The following is a 16,804-nucleotide window of genomic DNA, read 5'->3' as shown; positions in this document are numbered from 1 at the left end:
CGCAACCGCCCGCACCCCAGCCGAAACACGGGCCGACGCACAGGCCGATCACGCCACCGTCACCGAGGTCGCCGAGGCGCTGGCCGAGGTGATCGGCGAGCGGACCACCGTGATCGAGGACGCCACCACCTCGGCGGGCGCGCTGCTGCGGTGGCTGCCGCAGCGGTCGTCGCTGTCGCTCCTCACGACCGCCTCGGGTTCGCTGGGCTGGGGAATGGGCGCCGCGCTCGGCGTCCAGCTCGGGGCCCCGGACCGAGAGGTCATCGCGGTCGTCGGCGACGGCGTGTTCCAGTTCGGCCCGCAGGCGTTGTGGGTGGCCCGGCGCTACGACATCCCGGTCGTCTTCGTGGTCATCAACAACCGGTCGTACGCGGCGGTCGCGGCGGCCCTGCGCCGCTACGGCGGCACGGCTGCGCGCACCGGCGCCTTCCCCGGCAAGGACATCGCCGGCGTGGACATCGCCGCCGTGGCACGCGGATTCGGGCTGCCCGCCCGCCGTCTCACCCGGGCCGCGGAGCTGCCGGCCGCGATGAAGGAGTTCCTGGACCGGCGCGAACCGGCCCTCATCGAGATCCTCACCGATCCGGCCGACCTCGGCGGCGCGCCGAGATGACCGGCTGAGCGGGCGAAGAACGGCCACGAACCCTGATATGGATCTATATTCATAAATTCACGGTCGGCTGCAGAGAGGTGCCGAGTTGCCGGAGCCGACAGCGTCCGCGCCATCACCGGGCTCCTCGGGCGGGCATCCTCTCCTGTGGGCGGTCCTTCTCAGCGTGTGCGCGGTGTTCTTCGCGGCCCTCCTCTGGAACGCGAGCGAGCTGCGGAAGAATCACGGCGCCGCGAAAGGCTCGTACGGAAGCCCGGGCACCGTGACGATCACCGGCGAGAAGAGCAGCGGCCGGAGCTCCAAGGGCACCTACTGCGAGGGCGACTTCCGGCACCGCGCAGGCGAGCTGCGGCCCTCCGTCGTGGTGAAGCAGACGGGGCGCTGCGTCCGCGGGCGGCAGGGCGAGGCCCGGCTGATCGCGGGCGACCGCGGGTCGGACTGGTTCATCGGCGACGATGACGACGTCGCGTGGATGCGCGGCTCCCGCGGCTGGGTCGGCAGCGCCGTGCTCACCGGCCTCTTCGGATTTCTGTCCCTCATCGGCGCGGTGGTCTGGCTCTTCGGGATCCTGGCCGGGGTGGCACGGATCGCCGCCCTGATCGAGTCCAGGAAAAGGCTCAGACCTCCGTGAGCGGCTCCGGGTAGCCGAGCGTGCGCCGCGCGGCCGGATCGAGCCGCCACGGCCGGTGCACCGCCGGCCCGTCGATCCCCGTGAGCTCCTCGACATGACGGCGCACGTACTCGCCCGTGGGGTCGAAGCGCGCCGCCTGCCGCAGCACGTTGAAGGGACGGTCGCGTCGGGTGTCGTTGCCGGTGCCCGCGACCCACTGCCAGTTCATCGTGTTGTTGGCCAGATCGCCGTCGACGAGCAGGTCGAAGAAGTGGCGGGCGCCGAGCCGCCAGTCGATGGCCAGGTCCCTGGTGAGATAGGCGGCGACGATGAGGCGGGCCCGGTTGTGCATCCAGCCCTCCGCCGCCAGTTGCCGCATGCCGGCGTCGACGACGGGGATCCCGGTGCGACCCTCCCGCCAGGCGCCGATGCGGGGATCGTCACCGCTCCACGAGCGCCCCCGCGGACGGTAGTCGGCCGACGCGGCGTCCGGGCGGGCGGCCAGCACCTGGTGGTGGAAGTCGCGCCACGCGAGCTGGCGGACGAACGCCTCGCGGCCGGCGGCGCGCCCTTCATCCAGTCCCGCACAGCGGACCACCGCCTCGGTGGGCGACAGGCAGCCGAAGTGCAGGTACGGCGACAGCCGGCTCGTCGCGTCGGCGGCGAGATCGTCGTGACACCGGTCGTACCCGGCGATCCCGTGGCGCAGCCAGCCGTCGAACAGCGCGCGGGCCGTGCCCTCGCCACCGCGAGGCAGCCGCGGCGACGTCGTCCCGGGACAGATCTCGTCCTGGTCCGGCACGTGGCCGCGGTCGAGGCCGTCCGGCAGGCACAGCCGTCGGGGGGTCCCGAGCAGAGCACGCCGGTCCGCGACCGCCCACTTGCGGAAGTACGGAGTGAAGACGGCGGAATGGTCCTTGCCCTCGGGAACGAGCCGGCCGGGCGGCACCACGGTGACACCGGAGAGCAGGCGCAGGCACCTGCCCTCGCCACCGAGCCCGTCGGCCAGCCGCCGTTGCCGGCGCTGGGCGTAACCGCTCACGTCGGCGGCGGCGAAGACCTCGGCCGCCCCGGTGCGGTGCGCGAGCCGCGCGACCTCCGCGACGACGTCGCCCCGGCGCACCACGAGTCCGGCGCCGAGCCCGGTCAGGCTCTCGTCCAGATCGCCGAGGCATTCGGCGAGAAAGCGCGCCCGGTTCGGCCGGTTGAACCCGGTGCGCAAGATCGCCTCGTCGAGCACGAACAGCGGCACGACCCGATCGGCGGCCCGCGCGGCGGCGTCGAGAACGGGGTTGTCGCAGACCCGCAGATCCCGGGTGAGCAGGGCGATCGCCACGGACATGCCGTACTCCTCCCCGCGCCCGGCACCCCGTTCTCGGCCTTGGCGACGTCTTGAACCACTGCCGCCCCTCAGATGGATGTGGTGCGGTCGGTGTCGGCGCAGACTGGGGTGGTGGAGGGCAATGCGCGGCGATCCCGCTGCCTGGTCACGGGCGCGACCGGCTACGTCGGTTCACGCCTCGTACCCGAGCTGCTCGCGGCGGGTCACCCGGTGCGGTGCATGTCCCGCTCGGCCGCCCGGCTGCGCGAGTTCCCGTGGATCGACGAGGTCGAGGCCGTCGCCGCCGACGCCCAGGACGCACCTGCCATGCGCCGCGCCCTCAAGGGCGTGGACGTGGCGTTCTATCTGATCCACTCGCTACGCGGGGGCGGCGAGTTCGAGCGCGCCGACCGGCAGGCCGCCCAGGCCTTCGCCGCCGCTGCGAAGATCGCCGGAGTGCGACGCATCGTCTACCTCGGCGGTCTGGGGCCATCGGCCCAGGACGAGCTGTCGGCGCATCTGCGATCACGCTCGGAGGTCGCCCAGATCCTGCTGAACTCGGGCGTGCCGACCATCGTGCTCAGGGCGGCGGTCATCGTCGGCGCGGGTTCGACCTCGTTCGAGATGCTGCGACATCTGACCGAACGGCTGCCGATCATGGTGGCGCCGCGCTGGGTGGCCACGCGGGTGCAGCCGATCGCCATCCCGGACGTGCTGCGCTACCTCGTCGGCTGCGCCGGGCTGCCGCACGAGCTGAACCGGACCTTCGACATCGGCGGACCCGACGTCCTGACCTATCTCGAAATGATGCGCCGCTACGCGGCCGTGGCCGGGCTGCACCGCCGCTTCATCCTCCTGGTGCCCGTCCTGACACCGCGGCTGTCCAGCCTCTGGATCGGTCTCGTCACCCCCGTACCGACGGCGTTGGCGCGGCCCCTCGTCGGCTCGCTCTACCACGAGGTCGTCTGCCGTGAGCACGACATCGCCGACCATCTGCCCGCCGTCTCGCCGGGGCTGATCGGCTTCGACCAGGGCGTGCGGCTGGCGCTGCGGTGGGTCCGTGACATCAGGCTCGCCGACTGCGCGCCGGAGGAGCAGCGCACCGCCAGCGACCCGCTCCCCACCGATCCCCGGTGGACCGGCGGCGCCCTGTACGAGGATGTACGTGAACGGGCGGTGAGCACGTCGCCGAAGGCGCTCTGGCGGCTGGTCTCCGAGATCCCCGGCTGGTTCGAGGGCCGTCCGGCCTCGATCGGCCAGCCCCCGCGGCGCGGCCTCCTCGGCGCGGTCTCGGCCGGGCTCGGCGGCGTCGTGCGCAAGGCCGGCGCGGCACTTCGCCCGTGGCGCGTGGACGACGTCGAGCCGGGGCGGCGGTTGCGGATCCGGGCCGGCGCGCCGCTGCTGCCGGGAGTCGTCTGGCTGGAGCTCGGCGTACGGTCGGGCACGGTGCCGACCGTCTACACCCAGCGCGCCATGTTCCATCCGCACGGCCTGATCGGGCACCTGTGCTGGTGGGTCGCGCGCCCGTGCTCGCGGGCCGTGCTTGCCGGTCTGGAGCGCGGGGTCACCACGGCGGCGAACATGGAGCGGCGCCCGGTCACCGACCATCCCCGTGACATCACCACGCTGACCGGTTCGAGATCACCACAGTGAGCGTGTAGCGCACCCAGGTCACCGGAACACCGGACACCGGGCGAGACGGCGCGGCGGGGCGGAGCGCCTGCCGTCTCAGCCCGGTGCCCGGAACGGCCGAGCGCACTTTATGGCGCGGACCTCCGAGAATTGCGCCCCCCGCCGCGACCACGGCCGGAAAGCAGCTTGCCCAGCACCCGGAAGGGCAAGGTGAGGACGTTAATGATCGTCGAAACAACGGCGCTCAGAGCGCCACCGATGCGGCCTGCCATGTGACCCTCCTTTGACGTGTGTGCAGACCTCCTTATACCCGCGCAGCAATTTCTACACAGATACCCTCCGGCGAATCTGCGCGGGCTCGCCCTGGCCGGGGAGCGGGAGCTCGAACCGATCCGGCGGCCGGTGCCCGAAGCGTTCCGCAGGGTTGCCCGTTTTCTGCCGGGTAAGAATGAGCCGCACAGACGATGCGCCGCCCTGGAGGTGACGACAAGTGCGGCAGGCCATCGGCCCGATGGCACGTCATCCCCCCGAAATGCACAACAGGAGGCTCGATGAAATCGGTCATGTCCGTGAGCCGGGAACAGCGACGGAAATATGCGGGAGACGACGATCGCCCACTCGGCTCGTACCTCGGCACGCTGAGTCTCTACGGGCTGACGCTGGGCATCCTCGGGGCCGTCGCGCGGCGCACCGGACGGCGGCCGCCGAGCGTCGGGGTCTGGGACGTCGTGCTGATGGCGGGCGCCACTCACCGCCTGTCCCGCCTGATCTCCAAAGGGACGGTCACGAGTCCACTGCGAGCGCCGTTCACCAGGTTCGAGGGTTCCTCCGGGCCCGCCGAACTCGCCGAGAGGGTACGCGGATCCGGCGCCAGGCACGCCATCGGCGAGCTGGTCACCTGTCCGTTCTGCGTGGCGCAGTGGGTCGGCACGACCTATGCCGCCGGGCTGGTCTTCGCCCCCGAGGCGACCCGGCTCACAGGGGCGACGCTGACGGCGATCGCGGGCTCGGACTGGCTCCAGCTCGGCTACTCGCGACTACAGCGATCCGCCTCCTCCGGCGCCTAGAGGGCCGGTGATCCCCCGTCGACCTGAGCACGGGGGATCACCGGCCCTTGAACGTTCCCGGCGTCAGGCCGGGACCCGTTCCTTGGCCCGGTCCCAGTGCCGATGCTTGGCGATGGCGTCGGTGAACTCGTGCAGGAACCAGCGGGTGGCGCCGCCGCCGGCCGCCTGCGTGACGACCCCCGTGTCGGCGACCTCGCCATCGTGGCGGTCGGCCAGCCGCACACCCTCGAGCATCGGTGCCGCCTTCAGCAGATCGATCCCCTCCCCGATCGCGCCGATCGGCTTGCCGTGCTTGAACGCCTCGGCCACGACGTGCACGGCGTCGCCGCACCCGGTCAGGATGTCCACGCTGGTCCTGCCGCCAGGGATCACGACCGCGTCGTAGACCACCGAGCTCACCGTGCGAAGCGCGCGGTCGACCTCGACGACCCCGCCTCCGGTCGAGGGCAGCGAACCGTCATGAGGGCCGATCACGTGGCAGAACGCGCCCTGGTCGATCAACGGTTCCTTGACGCTGCGGACGTCGTCGGCGCTCACGCCCTCGGCGGCGAGCACCGCGATCTTGCGGCCGACCACCGAACCGGGCTGGTCGGCCTGGCTGAGCGCAGGTGAGGAGCGGCCGTGGTTCAGGGTCACGGGCCGGTCCGGCGGCGCGACTCCGATGCCCTCGGCGACCTTGACGGCGAGGTCGTGGTCGACGTGGTTGAGGTGCCCGACCACGCCCTTCCTGATGTGCCAGTGCGTCACGTTGCCGAGCTCGAACCGGAACGCGTCGACGATGTGCTCCTTCTCCCAGTCGGCCATGCTGTTCCAGAACAGCGTCGCCTGGGAGTAGTGGTCGGCGAAGGTCTCGCTGCGCTTTCGCACCTTGTGCCCCTGGACCCGCTCCGGGTAGTGCCTGAACGCGCCCTCGTCGGCGAGCGCCGGGCAGCCACCGCTGAGGGAGTTGGGGTGATAGGCGGCCCGGGCCGTCTCGATCAGCGTCTGGTGCGGGCCGTCACGGTGGTGGTTGCGCACCTCCGCCACCGGCTGGTTGACCGGCAGCTGGGTGAAGTTGGGCCCGCCGAGCCGCAGCAGCTGGGTGTCCAGGTACGAGAACAGCCTGGCCTGAAGCAGCGGATCATCGGTGAAGTCGATGCCGGGCACGACGTTGCCGAGATGGAAGGCCACCTGTTCGGTCTCGGCGAAGAAGTTGTCCGGGTTGCGGTCGAGAACCAGCCGCCCGACCGGCCGGGCCGGCACCATCTCCTCCGGGATGATCTTGGTGGGATCCAGCAGGTCGAAGTCGAACGCCTGCTCGTCCTCCTCCGGCACGATCTGCAGGCACAGGTCCCATTCGGGGTACCGGCCGGCGTCGATCGACTCCCACAGGTCCCGGCGGTTGAAGTCGGGATCCCGTCCCGCGACCTTCTGCACCTCGTCCCAGATCAGCGAGTGCACGCCGAGCCGGGGCTTCCAGTGGAACTTGACGAAGACCGACCGCCCGGCGTCGTTGACCAGCCGGAACGTGTGCACCCCGAAACCCTGCATCATGCGGAAGCTGCGCGGCAGCGCGCGGTCGGACATCAGCCACATCATCATGTGGATCGTCTCGGGCTGGAGCTGGACGAAGTCCCACAGCGTGTCGTGCGCCGACGACGCCTGCGGGATCTCGTTGTGCGGCTCCGGCTTCACGGCGTGCACGAAGTCGGGGAACTTGACGCCGTCCTGGATGAAGAACACGGGCATGTTGTTGCCGACCAGATCGAAGTTGCCCTGACGGGTGTAGAACTTCGTCGCGAACCCACGGACGTCCCGTACCGTGTCGGCCGAACCACGCGACCCCGCCACCGTCGAGAAGCGGACGAACACCGGGGTCTCCAGGGACGTGTCGCAGAGGAACTCGGCCTTGGTGTACTCCGCCAGCGACTCGGTCGCCCGGAAGTGACCGTACGCACCGGACCCCCTGGCGTGCACGACGCGCTCCGGGATCCGCTCATGGTCGAAATGAGTGATCTTCTCGCGGAGGTGGAAGTCCTCCATGATGGTGGGCCCGCGCTCGCCCACCTTGACCGAGTTGTCGGTGTCGTCGACCGGGATGCCCTGGTCGGTGGTGAGGCGGCCTTCCGGGTCGACCCGGTACCGGTCCAGCTGACGTTGCTTGTCCTGCGCGTCATGCCGGCTTCTGCGTAGTGGTGACATGGTGGCCCCCCGCCTCGAAACTTTGTCCGATAAGTCCCCTTTCCAGAGAATCGCGATCTATTCACCTGGGGAAACCCGCGAAGCGCTCGCCGAAGATCTACCTGCGCCGGCCCAGCCGATCGATGGTCTCCTCCAGCGCACGCATCTGCTCGGAGTCGCCGGCGAAGGCCTTCAGCACCGCCAGCAGCTCCCCCACGGCGCCCGGGAAGTCCAGGCACGTCCGCAGGATGGAGTGCGTGTCCAGGTTGGCCTGCGAGCGCCGCGGTATGCGCACCGCCACGTCGGGGTGGAGCGACCCGATCACCTGTTCCCGGCCTTCCGGCGTGGTCATGATCGGAACCGCGAGGAGCATCTTCACGACCTCGAAGAGCTCGGTCATCGAGCCTTGGTGCGCCGTGGCGTCCATGGCCCGCATCGGCCGTTCCCGGGCCGGGGGATCGGGCTCGGACCGCCGAAGCCCCCGCGCCGGCGCCCGGGCGACCCCCCGCCCCGGAGCGGAGATCCGCATCCACGCCGTCGTCCTGGTCTCCTTCACCACCACCTCGACGACCTCGTACTCGTCGGGGTCGATCAGCCCTGTGCCCGGCCGCACCACCGCCTCGTACAACTCCACGGACACGATCAGGCCGATATGAGCCTCGGCGAGCAGGATCGCCTCCTTGAACGTGGGCGCATCGAGCAGCCGGTTCGCGTGGTTGACCGCAGTGCCGACGATCCCCCGCCCATCGGCCTCGACGTTTCCCACGTGCAATGAGACCCTGAGCCGAATCTTCGCGAGGTCGCTGGAGAGTTCGTTATGCCGCCGCAGTGCCCCGCGCAGCCGGTCGATCAACGGGTGGACCAGCACCGTCGTCTCGATGTCCGGCGGCGGCACCACGATCACGCCGTCGCCCCGGTCCTCCCAGTAGCAGCGGTCGAACGGCACACCCGACTCGTCGAAACTCCGCCGCAGCGCCTCGTACATCGCGGTGCGCAAGTGCCCCTGGACGCCGTCGTGCCGGCCGTCCCGCCCGAACGAGACGATGTCGCAGACGAAGATTGCGCACCGCCCGGACGGCCGCCATCCGTTCCGGGAGGCATTGTCACTCTCGATCATGTCCACAGCGGCCACCTGACGACTCGCGGATGCGTTCACTGTGCCGTGTCGGCGCGGACACGGCAAGCGACTATGCCATAGGACACAGAACGGACGGATGTAACGCGATTAGGTGATGACATTGGGTGAAAGGATCGGGGACGGATGTGTCTCGGGCGGGGGAACCACGAAAAGATCGAGAACGTCGTAATCAGGCGGTTGCGTGAACGGCATGGCGCTTCCGAGGCGCGTTCAACGCACGCGGTCGAACCGCGGACGAGACCGTGCCGGCCGTGCCGAGCCCTGGAGGTGAAAGCCGGTGATCGACCAGAGCGGCCCCGCCGGGGGCGGTGTCGCGAGAGGACCCTCGGCGGCCGGGGGCGAGCCGTTGTTCGCGTTCGTCAACACCCTCACATCACTGCCCTCGCTGACCGACGACAGCGGCAGAGCGACCCTCGTGAGTCTGCTCCCGCCCGCGCTCGCGGCGAGCGCCCAGCACGATCCACGACCCCGGATACACCTGTTCAACCTCGTCCTCGCGTGCCTGGACCACGAGGGTGGGCTCGCGGACCTGCTCGCGGCCCTGAGCCACATGGAGGGCGACTCCCTGCCCATGCGGCGGGCCCTTCGGGCCGCCGCGGAGCTGACCGGCCGGCCGGCCGAGGCCTGGAATGATCATGGGGGATGACATGGAGGGATGGCCGGCGCTGACCGGTCGGCCGCTGGAGCCCGGCATGGGCCCGGTGGCCACAGGTCCCGAACAGTCGGGACAGGTCACCCTGGAGATCGCGGACGCGCTCGTCCAGATCCGTGACTTCCAGGACGAGGCGGGGCGGTCCGCGCTGGTCCACGCGGTGAGCGAGGCGCTCGGGGCGCCCCTGCTGCTCTCCGGTCACGGCAGCCCCAAAGTCCTGCTGTACAACCTCGTCGCCACCTGCAGGGAGTTTCCCGAAGGCATGCCGGCGCTGGTACGCGCGGTCGACTTCCTGGCCGGCCACACCTCGGCGGCCGCGACGATACGCCGGCTGGCGAGCCCGGCCAGCGACCTGCTTCACTCGGCGGTCGAGACCCAGATCAAGGATCTGCTCGAAGGCCTGACCCTGCCGTCCCTGGCACGGGTGTACTACACCGCCACCGGGGGCGGCTCGCCGGCACCGCGCCGGCTCACCGACGCCTGGGACGCCTTCTCCATCCTGCTCGACGCCAACGCCGGCCCGGACGGGCTGCCGCCCCACCTGGTGTTCATCGAACTGCTGATCCAGATGATGCGCCGCCGGCAGAGCGCGGATATGTCCACGCCGCAGGAGAGATGGCGTTCGGAACGGTTGAGGAAGTGGATGACCGCGCAGCTGGAGGAGCTGCGCGGCTCTGGCGGGTCGAGCGCCGCGAGCCGGCTCGACCGCATCCGCGACCGGCCGGAGCTGCTCGAGGTCCGCCCCGACCTGCCGATCTACCTCATCATTCAGCTGGAGCGACTGCCCACGGGCGGCGAGGCCGAGGACATGTACCGCCTGTCGCACTGGCGGCAGGTGCATCCACTGGAATGGCGCCCGGAACCGGGCGACGACCGCGCGGTGGCACTGCACGAGGTGCCACAGCAGGTCGCCGAGCTCGTCCAGGAGGCCGAGGGCGGCTGGGCCTACGACCTCGACGACTCCCTGGTCATCGAGGTCGTCCTGCCACTCGAACTGCTCAACCTCGACCTCGACCAGTGGACGCGCGACCCTCCGGGCGTGCCGCATCCCACCCCACTGGGCAGCGAGTACGAGGTTCTGGTGCGAAGCCACGAGCGACTTCGCACACTGCACATGCACCGGGCGTGGCGGCAACGATGGCGGACCCTCCTCGGCGCCGAGGGCGCCACGCACTGGGCGGCGGGCGAACCGCCCCCGGACCCGCAACTGCTGCACAACCGCCTGCTCGCCGAGAAGAACGTGGTCGCCTGTGTACTGAGCTCGCCGCCCGATCGCGAGCCCGGCCGCAGTGAACTGTGGATGGCCCTGCGGGCGGGCGTGCCCGTCGTCCTGTGGGACCGTACGGACGGAGCCGCCGCCGAGTTCGAGACCGAGCTTCGCGAGGTGATCGAAGGGCCCGACCTCCGCAGACTTCCCGATGACGTCAAGCGACTGCGGGTAAACGCGATGGGCGATGCCAAACACATAGATCGACGAACACCCCAGGTGACACTTCTCTGGGATGATCCCACCCACTTCCTCGACGACGCGCCGCCACTACGATCCCCTCAGGCGTCCTAATATGGCGCCTTCCAATTGACCGTAAAGGAGAACCAATACCGGCGATCGACTTGCAAAACTCAACCGTAGAGAGCATGCTCGGAGTAGGGTTTTATCTGCTTTGTGTAACATTTCATGTAGATAGCAGAAGCCAGGCGTCTGGCACAGACCAGGCCAGAAGGGGACGTCACCGATGAGCGCTGACGAGCGGCCCGGTGCACCCTCCGCCTATGCCCAGAACGGTGCGGGCGGCGCCCCAGCCGAGCCGCCCCGGCCCGGCTGGTGGATCTACCGTGGCACCGGGCGGCCGCTGCGCGACATCGAGCTGGGCCAACTACTGCCGCCGCCCCCGCCATGGCGGGCCTTCGAGGGCGGCCCCGCGCGACCGGCGCCTCCGCACGACGATCGAGATCTCGACCGCAGACTCGGTGCTCTCGAGAACCTCACGGTGCGGCAGCCCGCACGCGGCGAGGTCGAGGCCGTCAACGCCGCGATGTTCCTGCGCCGCCCGCTCCTGGTCACCGGGAGGCCCGGCGTCGGCAAGTCCAGCCTCGCCTACCAGATCACCCGCGAACTTCGCCTCGGCACGGTGTTGCGCTGGTCGATCAGCAGCCGTAGCACCCTTCGCGAGGGGCTGTACGAGTACGACGCGATCGGCCGGGCGCAGGACGCGGCGACCGCGCGGCAACTCGCGGAGGCTCGGCCCGAGGACGGCGACCCGGCGGGCTCGCGCATCGGCGAATACGTACAGCTCGGCCCGCTCGGCACCGCATTGCTGCCGTACGAACTGCCCCGCGTGCTCCTCATCGACGAACTCGACAAAAGCGACATAGACCTGCCGAATGATCTGCTGGACGTCTTCGAGGAAGGCGAATATCGAATTCCGGCACTGATCAGAGCGGCTCCCCGAGAACCCGACGTCGAGGTCCATACCGCAGACCCGGACGAAAAGGCCACCATCGCGAAGGGTCACGTCCGCTGCAAAGCCTTCCCGATCATCGTCATCACAAGTAACGGCGAGCGGGAATTCCCACCGGCGTTCATGCGCCGCTGTATTCAGTTCTCCATGGAACAGCCCGACGAGAATGGCCTGGCGAGCCTGGTGGCCGCCCATTTCACCAGGCAGCCCGACGCGAGCGCGGCACAGCTGATCCGCGACTTCATGGAGTACCGCCGGGTGCATCATGAGATGGCCGCGGACCAGCTTCTCAACGCCTTCTTCCTGGCGACCTCGGGCGCCTATGCGAAAGACGACTCCTGGAAGCGCCTGCTCGATCTCGTCTGGCAGCGCCTCAGCCCAGAGACGGCACCGGAGTGACGGGCCGGGCCCCCGATCCCCCGGCCCGGAACGCGGAGCGCCCCGCGACACCGGGCGATCAGCCCATCTCACATGAGATGGCCGACGCGCTCTGGCTGGCCGCGCAACAGGCGGCCATGGCACGGCCCGTCGACGAGGATCGCACGCCCGAGGGTGAGCGGTCACCCGGCGGGCGGCCGGCGACCGCCGCCGGCTCGTCCGCGGAGCCGCCCTCAACGGAGGGCTCACCGGCCGCGCCCGACCCGCCCTCCGCCACCGGCCGGAGCGACGGGCCGGTCGGGACCGATCAGGCCGAACCGCTCGGAGAAGGGCCCGACGGCACAACGCCGGCGACCGCGGATGACCCGGTCTGGAGCTCGCTGCAGGCGCGGCCACGGATCTGGCGGCCCCCAGCGGCGCTGATCGGCCGCCTCGACGAGGATCCCTTCGCGGGCGTACCGCCGCTGCTGAACCGGCGGCGGCTGGCCCACGCGCTGCGCCCGTTCAAGCGGACGACCGATTCGCGCACCCAGACCGAGCTCGACGACGAGGCGACCGCCGAGCGCGCCGCCGAGGACGGTCTGTGGCTGCCCGAACAGCGGCCGGTGCGGGAACGATGGCTCGAACTCGACGTCGTCGTGGACGACAGCCGGTTCGCGACCCTGCATCGCCCGGTGGCCGACCAGCTGATCGAAGAGATCGCGACGGTCGGCGCCTTCCGGCACATCCGGATTCACCTGCTCGACACCGACGGCACCGAACCGGCGTCCCTCACCCTGCGCGGCACCGGCGAGGCGGCCCGGCGGCTTCCCGCGGCCTCACTGCCGGGCCTCGGGCGGCACGAACGCAGGATCATCCTCGTCCTGTCCGACGGCGTGGGCGACGCGTGGCACGCGGGCGCGGCCCAGTCGGCTCTCGGGCGGTGGGCGAGGTGTTTCCCGGTGGCCGTCGTGCAGATGCTGCCGCCCCGGCAGTGGCGCCGCACCGGCATCACGGCGCTGGCGGCCAGACTGCACACGTCCGGCCCGGCGCTGGCGAACACCCGCTACCAGGTCTCGCTGTCCGCGCTCGGGACAGCCGCCTTCCGCACGGCGCCGCCCGGCGAGGTGTGCGTTCCCGTACTCGAGCTGGGCCCACGGCAGCTGGCCGGATGGGCCCGTTTCGTCGCCGGTACCGACCTCGGGTGGCACGGCCCGGTCACCCTCTGCCCCGAGAACCCGGCTCCATGGGCACCGGACGTGGCCGGCGACGACTCGATCCCGCCGATGACCGTCGAGGAGGAGATCGACCTCTCGCCCGCCGAGCTGGTGCGGCGATTCCGCGCCGCTGTGCCGCCGACCGTCTACGAGCTGGCCGTCCACCTGGCCGCCGCACCCTTGAACCTCCCGGTGATGCGACTCGTGCAGCGCACCATGCTGCCGGGGTCACGACCGGCCGATCTGACCGAACTGGTCGGCAGCGGCCTGCTCCAGCGGATCAGACCGGTCGGCGGACACGACGCCGAGGCCGTCGACAAGGTCACCTACGACTTCCTGCCCGGTACCCGTGCCGAGCTGCTGGCCGCCGGACGCCGGTCCGAGACGAGCAGGGTGCTCATGACCGTCGCCGAGCATCTCGGCGCGAGGGTGGGCGTACTGCGGGAACTGCGTGACATGGTCGTGGCGCCGCAGCGAGCGGCGGCCCCGGTCATGACCGCCGACCTCGTGCCGTTCGCCGAACCCATGCTGCACGCGTTCAGGGCACTCGCCGGGCCCTACCTCCGGCCCGCACAGAATTTGGACCTCGCCCTGCAATCCGCGACCTTGGGCGTGGATCGCAAGGGCGAGTTCTCGATGTCAAATCTTCGTTCTGATGTGTCGAGTCGCCCGCAAAGAAGATCCAAAACTGGAAATAATGGCTCCATGCGAACGATCGACGAACAGGCACTTGGTGATGGTCACCGTCCCGCCAAATCAGGCTCGGCCGATGACCGGGACATAGATAGCAAAACCCCCCTTGGAGTCGGCGTGACGATCCGCACCATGCCCCCGGCGGCAGAGCGCAGCCCCTCTGACCCACCTCCTATATGGGGGAATGTCCCTCCGCGAAATAGGAGCTTCACCGGCCGGGAAGCGCTGCTGGAAACTCTTCACCAGCGGCTCTCCCATGGAACGACCGCCGTGCTACCGGAGGCACTGCACGGAATGGGCGGCGTCGGAAAGTCGCAAATCGCCATAGAATACGTTTATCGCCATACTCGGGACTATGACCTGATCTGGTGGATCCCTTCGGAACGCCCCGGGCAGATCCAGCAGAGCCTGGCGGAACTGGCGGTCCAGATGGGGCTACCGGTCAGCACCGAGGTCAACGTCGCAGTGCCGGCGGTTCGAGAGGCGCTGCGGCTGGGCCGCCCCTATCGCAACTGGCTGCTCGTCTTCGACAACGCCGAGCAACTCGAAGAGGTCCAGGACTTCTTTCCCACCAACGGCGCCGGCAAGATCCTTGTCACCTCGCGCAACCAGGCGTGGACCAGCGTGGCCAGTTCACTCGAGGTCGACGTCTTCGCCCGTGACGAGAGCATCGCGCTGCTCCGGTTGCGCGGCCCGGAACTCGACGCCGACGACGCCAACGAACTGGCCCACCTGCTCGGCGACCTGCCACTCGCCATCGAGCAGGCGGCGGTGTGGCTGTCCGAGACGGGCATGCCGGTGGCGGAGTACCTGCACCTGTTCCGCGAGAAGCACGACAAGGCCGCCGAACTTCTGCACGACGCCGCCCCGGCCGCCTACGAGCTGCCGGTCGCAGCGGCGTGGAACGTGTCGCTCGACCAGTTGCGCAACACCGATCCCGGCGCCCTGCAGTTGCTCCAGATCTGCGCCTTCTTCGCGCCCGAGCCGATCTCGCGCCGGCTGCTGAGCGGCACCCGCAACGTCGACGGGCCGCCGGAGCTGATGGAGGTGCTGTCCGACCCGGTCAAGCTGGGCCGGGCCGTGCGCGCCATCAACCAGTACGCGCTGGCCAAGCTCAGCCACAAGCACAACACGATCATGCTGCACCGCCTCGTGCAGCGCGTGCTCGTCGGCCAGATGACCCCTCAGGAGGCGGCCGAGCTCCGGCACTGCGGCCATCAGCTGCTCGCCCAGGCGGATCCGAACGCCCCGGAACTCTCCGCCCACTGGCCCCATTACGCGGACCTCCTGCCACACGTGCTGCACTCCGACATCGTCGAGTGCGACGACGCGTGGGCCCGCCAGCTCGTGCTGAACCAGATCCAGTTCCTCTATCAGTGGGGTGACCACCAGGGCTTCCTCAGCCTGGCGCAGAAAGCCGTCGACACCTGGACCGAAAGGCTCGGCGCCGACCATGAGCAGACGCTGACGGCCGGCCTGCACCTGGGCCGGGCGCTGCGGCTGGGCGGCCGCTTCCGCGAGGCCTACGAGCACCACGTGCGAGTCCGCGACAGCCTCGCGTCGAGTCAGGGCATGGAGGACGAGCGGACTCTCGAGGCACAGCAGTTCGTCGGAGGCGACCTGCGCTATCTCGGCGAGTTCGCTCAGGCACTTGAACTTGACAAGCAATCCTTCGACATTCTTGTACGCCGGTTCGGCCAGGACGACCCCAGTACGTTGTTGCAGGCACACCTGTACGCCATCGACCTGCGGCTGACCGGCGATCCAGAGCGTGCACTGGAGCACGATCGCGACACTTACCAGCGATTGGTCAATCTGTTCGGCGACAATCACCCGAGAACGGTGGGTTCGCTGGCCTCGATCGCGGTGGACGAGATGGAGTCAGGCCGATATGTCGAGGGCCGCGACACCATGCGTCAGCACATCAGGTATCTCGAGAAGATCCACGAACCCGGTTCCGCGGGACTGGCCGAGGGTCTCACGATCATGTCGGTCATGGAACGGAAAGCCGGTGAACATGATCGCGCCCTGGAACTGTCAGAGCAGGCGATGACCCTGTTGCGCGGTCGTTACGGTCAGCTGCACCCGAGCACCGTGGCCGCGGCGATGAACCACGCGGTCAACCTTCGACAGGTCGGTGACCTCTCCGATTCCATTTCGCTCGCCAGGGACACCATCAAACAATACGAAGCCATGTTCGGGCCAAAGCACCCGAACACTCCCAGTGCCCATGTGAATCTGGCCGTGGCTCTACGACTGGACGGCCAGGTGACGGAGGCACGCGAGACCGACGAAGCCGCACTCGCGACCCTCACCGAAGTACTCGGGGCGAATCACCCACGAAGCATCGTCTGCTCGATCAATCTGGCCAGCGACCTTCACGCTCTCGGAGAGTTCGAGGCGGCACTCAGGCTTGATCTCGAGTCACTGGAACGCGCTCAGCGGTCTCTGGGAGATGACCACCCCACCACTCTGGCCTGTGCTCTCAACTACGCGCTCGATCTGCGGGCCGTGGGTCGGGAGTCCGATGCGGAGACACGACTCGCCGACGCGATGGCCAGGTTGCACAGGAGGCTCGGCGACAGTCACCCGGCCGTGATTTCGGCCCGTCGTGGCATCCGCGCCGACTGTGACATCTTCCCGATCGCCGTCTGATCGGCCGAGCGGCGGGGTCCAGAAGCCTGCCACGGGGCCCCGCCGGCCACTCGGTAAGGCATTTTGAATCGCGAGCCAATCCGGCCGGTTAAGACGGGCAACGCCCAGGGTTATCGCGAAACATTGGATTGGGTCGTTCGCAAAATGCCATTTTGGACGCTACCTGGGCAACGATCTGGCACTAGGTCGACATGTGGACAAGATAGACCTTCCGACGTATAGTGCAGTAGGTA

Annotated in this window: 11 protein-coding genes; 8 read left to right on the top strand and 3 right to left on the bottom strand. The window is 69.3% G+C overall.

All coding sequences use genetic code 11. The features are described from left to right. Together HKK72_RS18625 and HKK72_RS18620 are read left to right on the top strand one after the other, a co-directional pair. Positions 1-613, top strand: a 613-nt coding sequence (locus HKK72_RS18625) for a thiamine pyrophosphate-dependent enzyme (protein WP_261986953.1), incomplete at its 5' end; no start/stop codon positions are given. A gap of 85 nt (positions 614-698) precedes the next feature. Beyond that, the gene (locus HKK72_RS18620) at positions 699-1,241 is read left to right on the top strand and encodes a hypothetical protein (RefSeq protein WP_187235653.1); all 543 of its coding nucleotides are present in this window, start codon (positions 699-701) and stop codon (positions 1,239-1,241) included. Here HKK72_RS18620 and HKK72_RS18615 read toward each other — a convergent pair. Continuing rightward, on the bottom strand, positions 1,228-2,562 hold the full coding sequence (locus tag HKK72_RS18615) for a cryptochrome/photolyase family protein (protein ID WP_187235652.1): 1,335 nt from the start codon (positions 2,560-2,562) through the stop codon (positions 1,228-1,230). The two genes, HKK72_RS18620 and HKK72_RS18615, sit on opposite strands and share 14 nt — an antisense overlap. 90 nt (positions 2,563-2,652) lie before the next feature. Here HKK72_RS18615 and HKK72_RS18610 point away from each other — a divergent pair, with 90 nt between their 5' ends. Further along, positions 2,653-4,194 (top strand): DUF2867 domain-containing protein, encoded by a 1,542-nt coding sequence (locus HKK72_RS18610; RefSeq protein WP_315987326.1) that lies wholly within the window; start codon positions 2,653-2,655, stop codon positions 4,192-4,194. A gap of 530 nt (positions 4,195-4,724) precedes the next feature. Beyond that, the gene (locus HKK72_RS18605; RefSeq protein ID WP_187235650.1) at positions 4,725-5,240 is read left to right on the top strand and encodes a DUF1360 domain-containing protein; all 516 of its coding nucleotides are present in this window, start codon (positions 4,725-4,727) and stop codon (positions 5,238-5,240) included. Positions 5,241-5,303: 63 nt separating this feature from the next. Here the strand turns inward: HKK72_RS18605 and HKK72_RS18600 are convergent, their stop codons facing one another. Together HKK72_RS18600 and HKK72_RS18595 are read right to left on the bottom strand one after the other, a co-directional pair. After that, positions 5,304-7,421, bottom strand: coding sequence for a catalase (locus HKK72_RS18600; RefSeq protein WP_187235649.1), 2,118 nt, complete (start codon positions 7,419-7,421; stop codon positions 5,304-5,306). Between the two features lie 97 nt (positions 7,422-7,518). Further along, entirely contained in the window at positions 7,519-8,517 is a 999-nt protein-coding gene (locus HKK72_RS18595) for an effector-associated domain 2-containing protein (RefSeq protein ID WP_187235648.1), read from the bottom strand. Between the two features lie 298 nt (positions 8,518-8,815). On the opposite strand from HKK72_RS18595, the gene HKK72_RS18590 reads away from it, so the two are divergent. From HKK72_RS18590 to fxsT, 4 genes are all read left to right on the top strand, one after another. Further along, the gene (locus HKK72_RS18590; RefSeq protein WP_187235647.1) at positions 8,816-9,184 is read left to right on the top strand and encodes an effector-associated domain 2-containing protein; all 369 of its coding nucleotides are present in this window, start codon (positions 8,816-8,818) and stop codon (positions 9,182-9,184) included. Continuing rightward, entirely contained in the window at positions 9,174-10,751 is a 1,578-nt protein-coding gene (locus HKK72_RS18585; RefSeq protein WP_187235646.1) for an effector-associated domain 2-containing protein, read from the top strand. The genes HKK72_RS18590 and HKK72_RS18585 overlap by 11 nt, the downstream gene beginning before the upstream one ends. Positions 10,752-10,923: 172 nt before the next feature. Continuing rightward, complete coding sequence (locus tag HKK72_RS18580; RefSeq protein WP_261986952.1) at positions 10,924-12,048, top strand: AAA family ATPase; 1,125 nt, start codon at positions 10,924-10,926, stop codon at positions 12,046-12,048. A gap of 77 nt (positions 12,049-12,125) precedes the next feature. After that, positions 12,126-16,571 carry an FxSxx-COOH system tetratricopeptide repeat protein gene (fxsT, locus tag HKK72_RS18575; protein ID WP_187235645.1) on the top strand — a complete coding sequence of 1,482 codons (4,446 nt, stop codon included), beginning with the start codon at positions 12,126-12,128 and terminating at the stop codon, positions 16,569-16,571. Positions 16,572-16,804: the final 233 nt, after the last annotated feature.

It is taken from the genome of Actinomadura sp. HBU206391, assembly GCF_014323665.1.
Lineage (GTDB): Bacteria > Actinomycetota > Actinomycetes > Streptosporangiales > Streptosporangiaceae > Actinomadura_C.
Note: the sequence above shows the minus strand (reverse complement) of the source record. Positions and strands in the feature narration are given on the sequence as shown.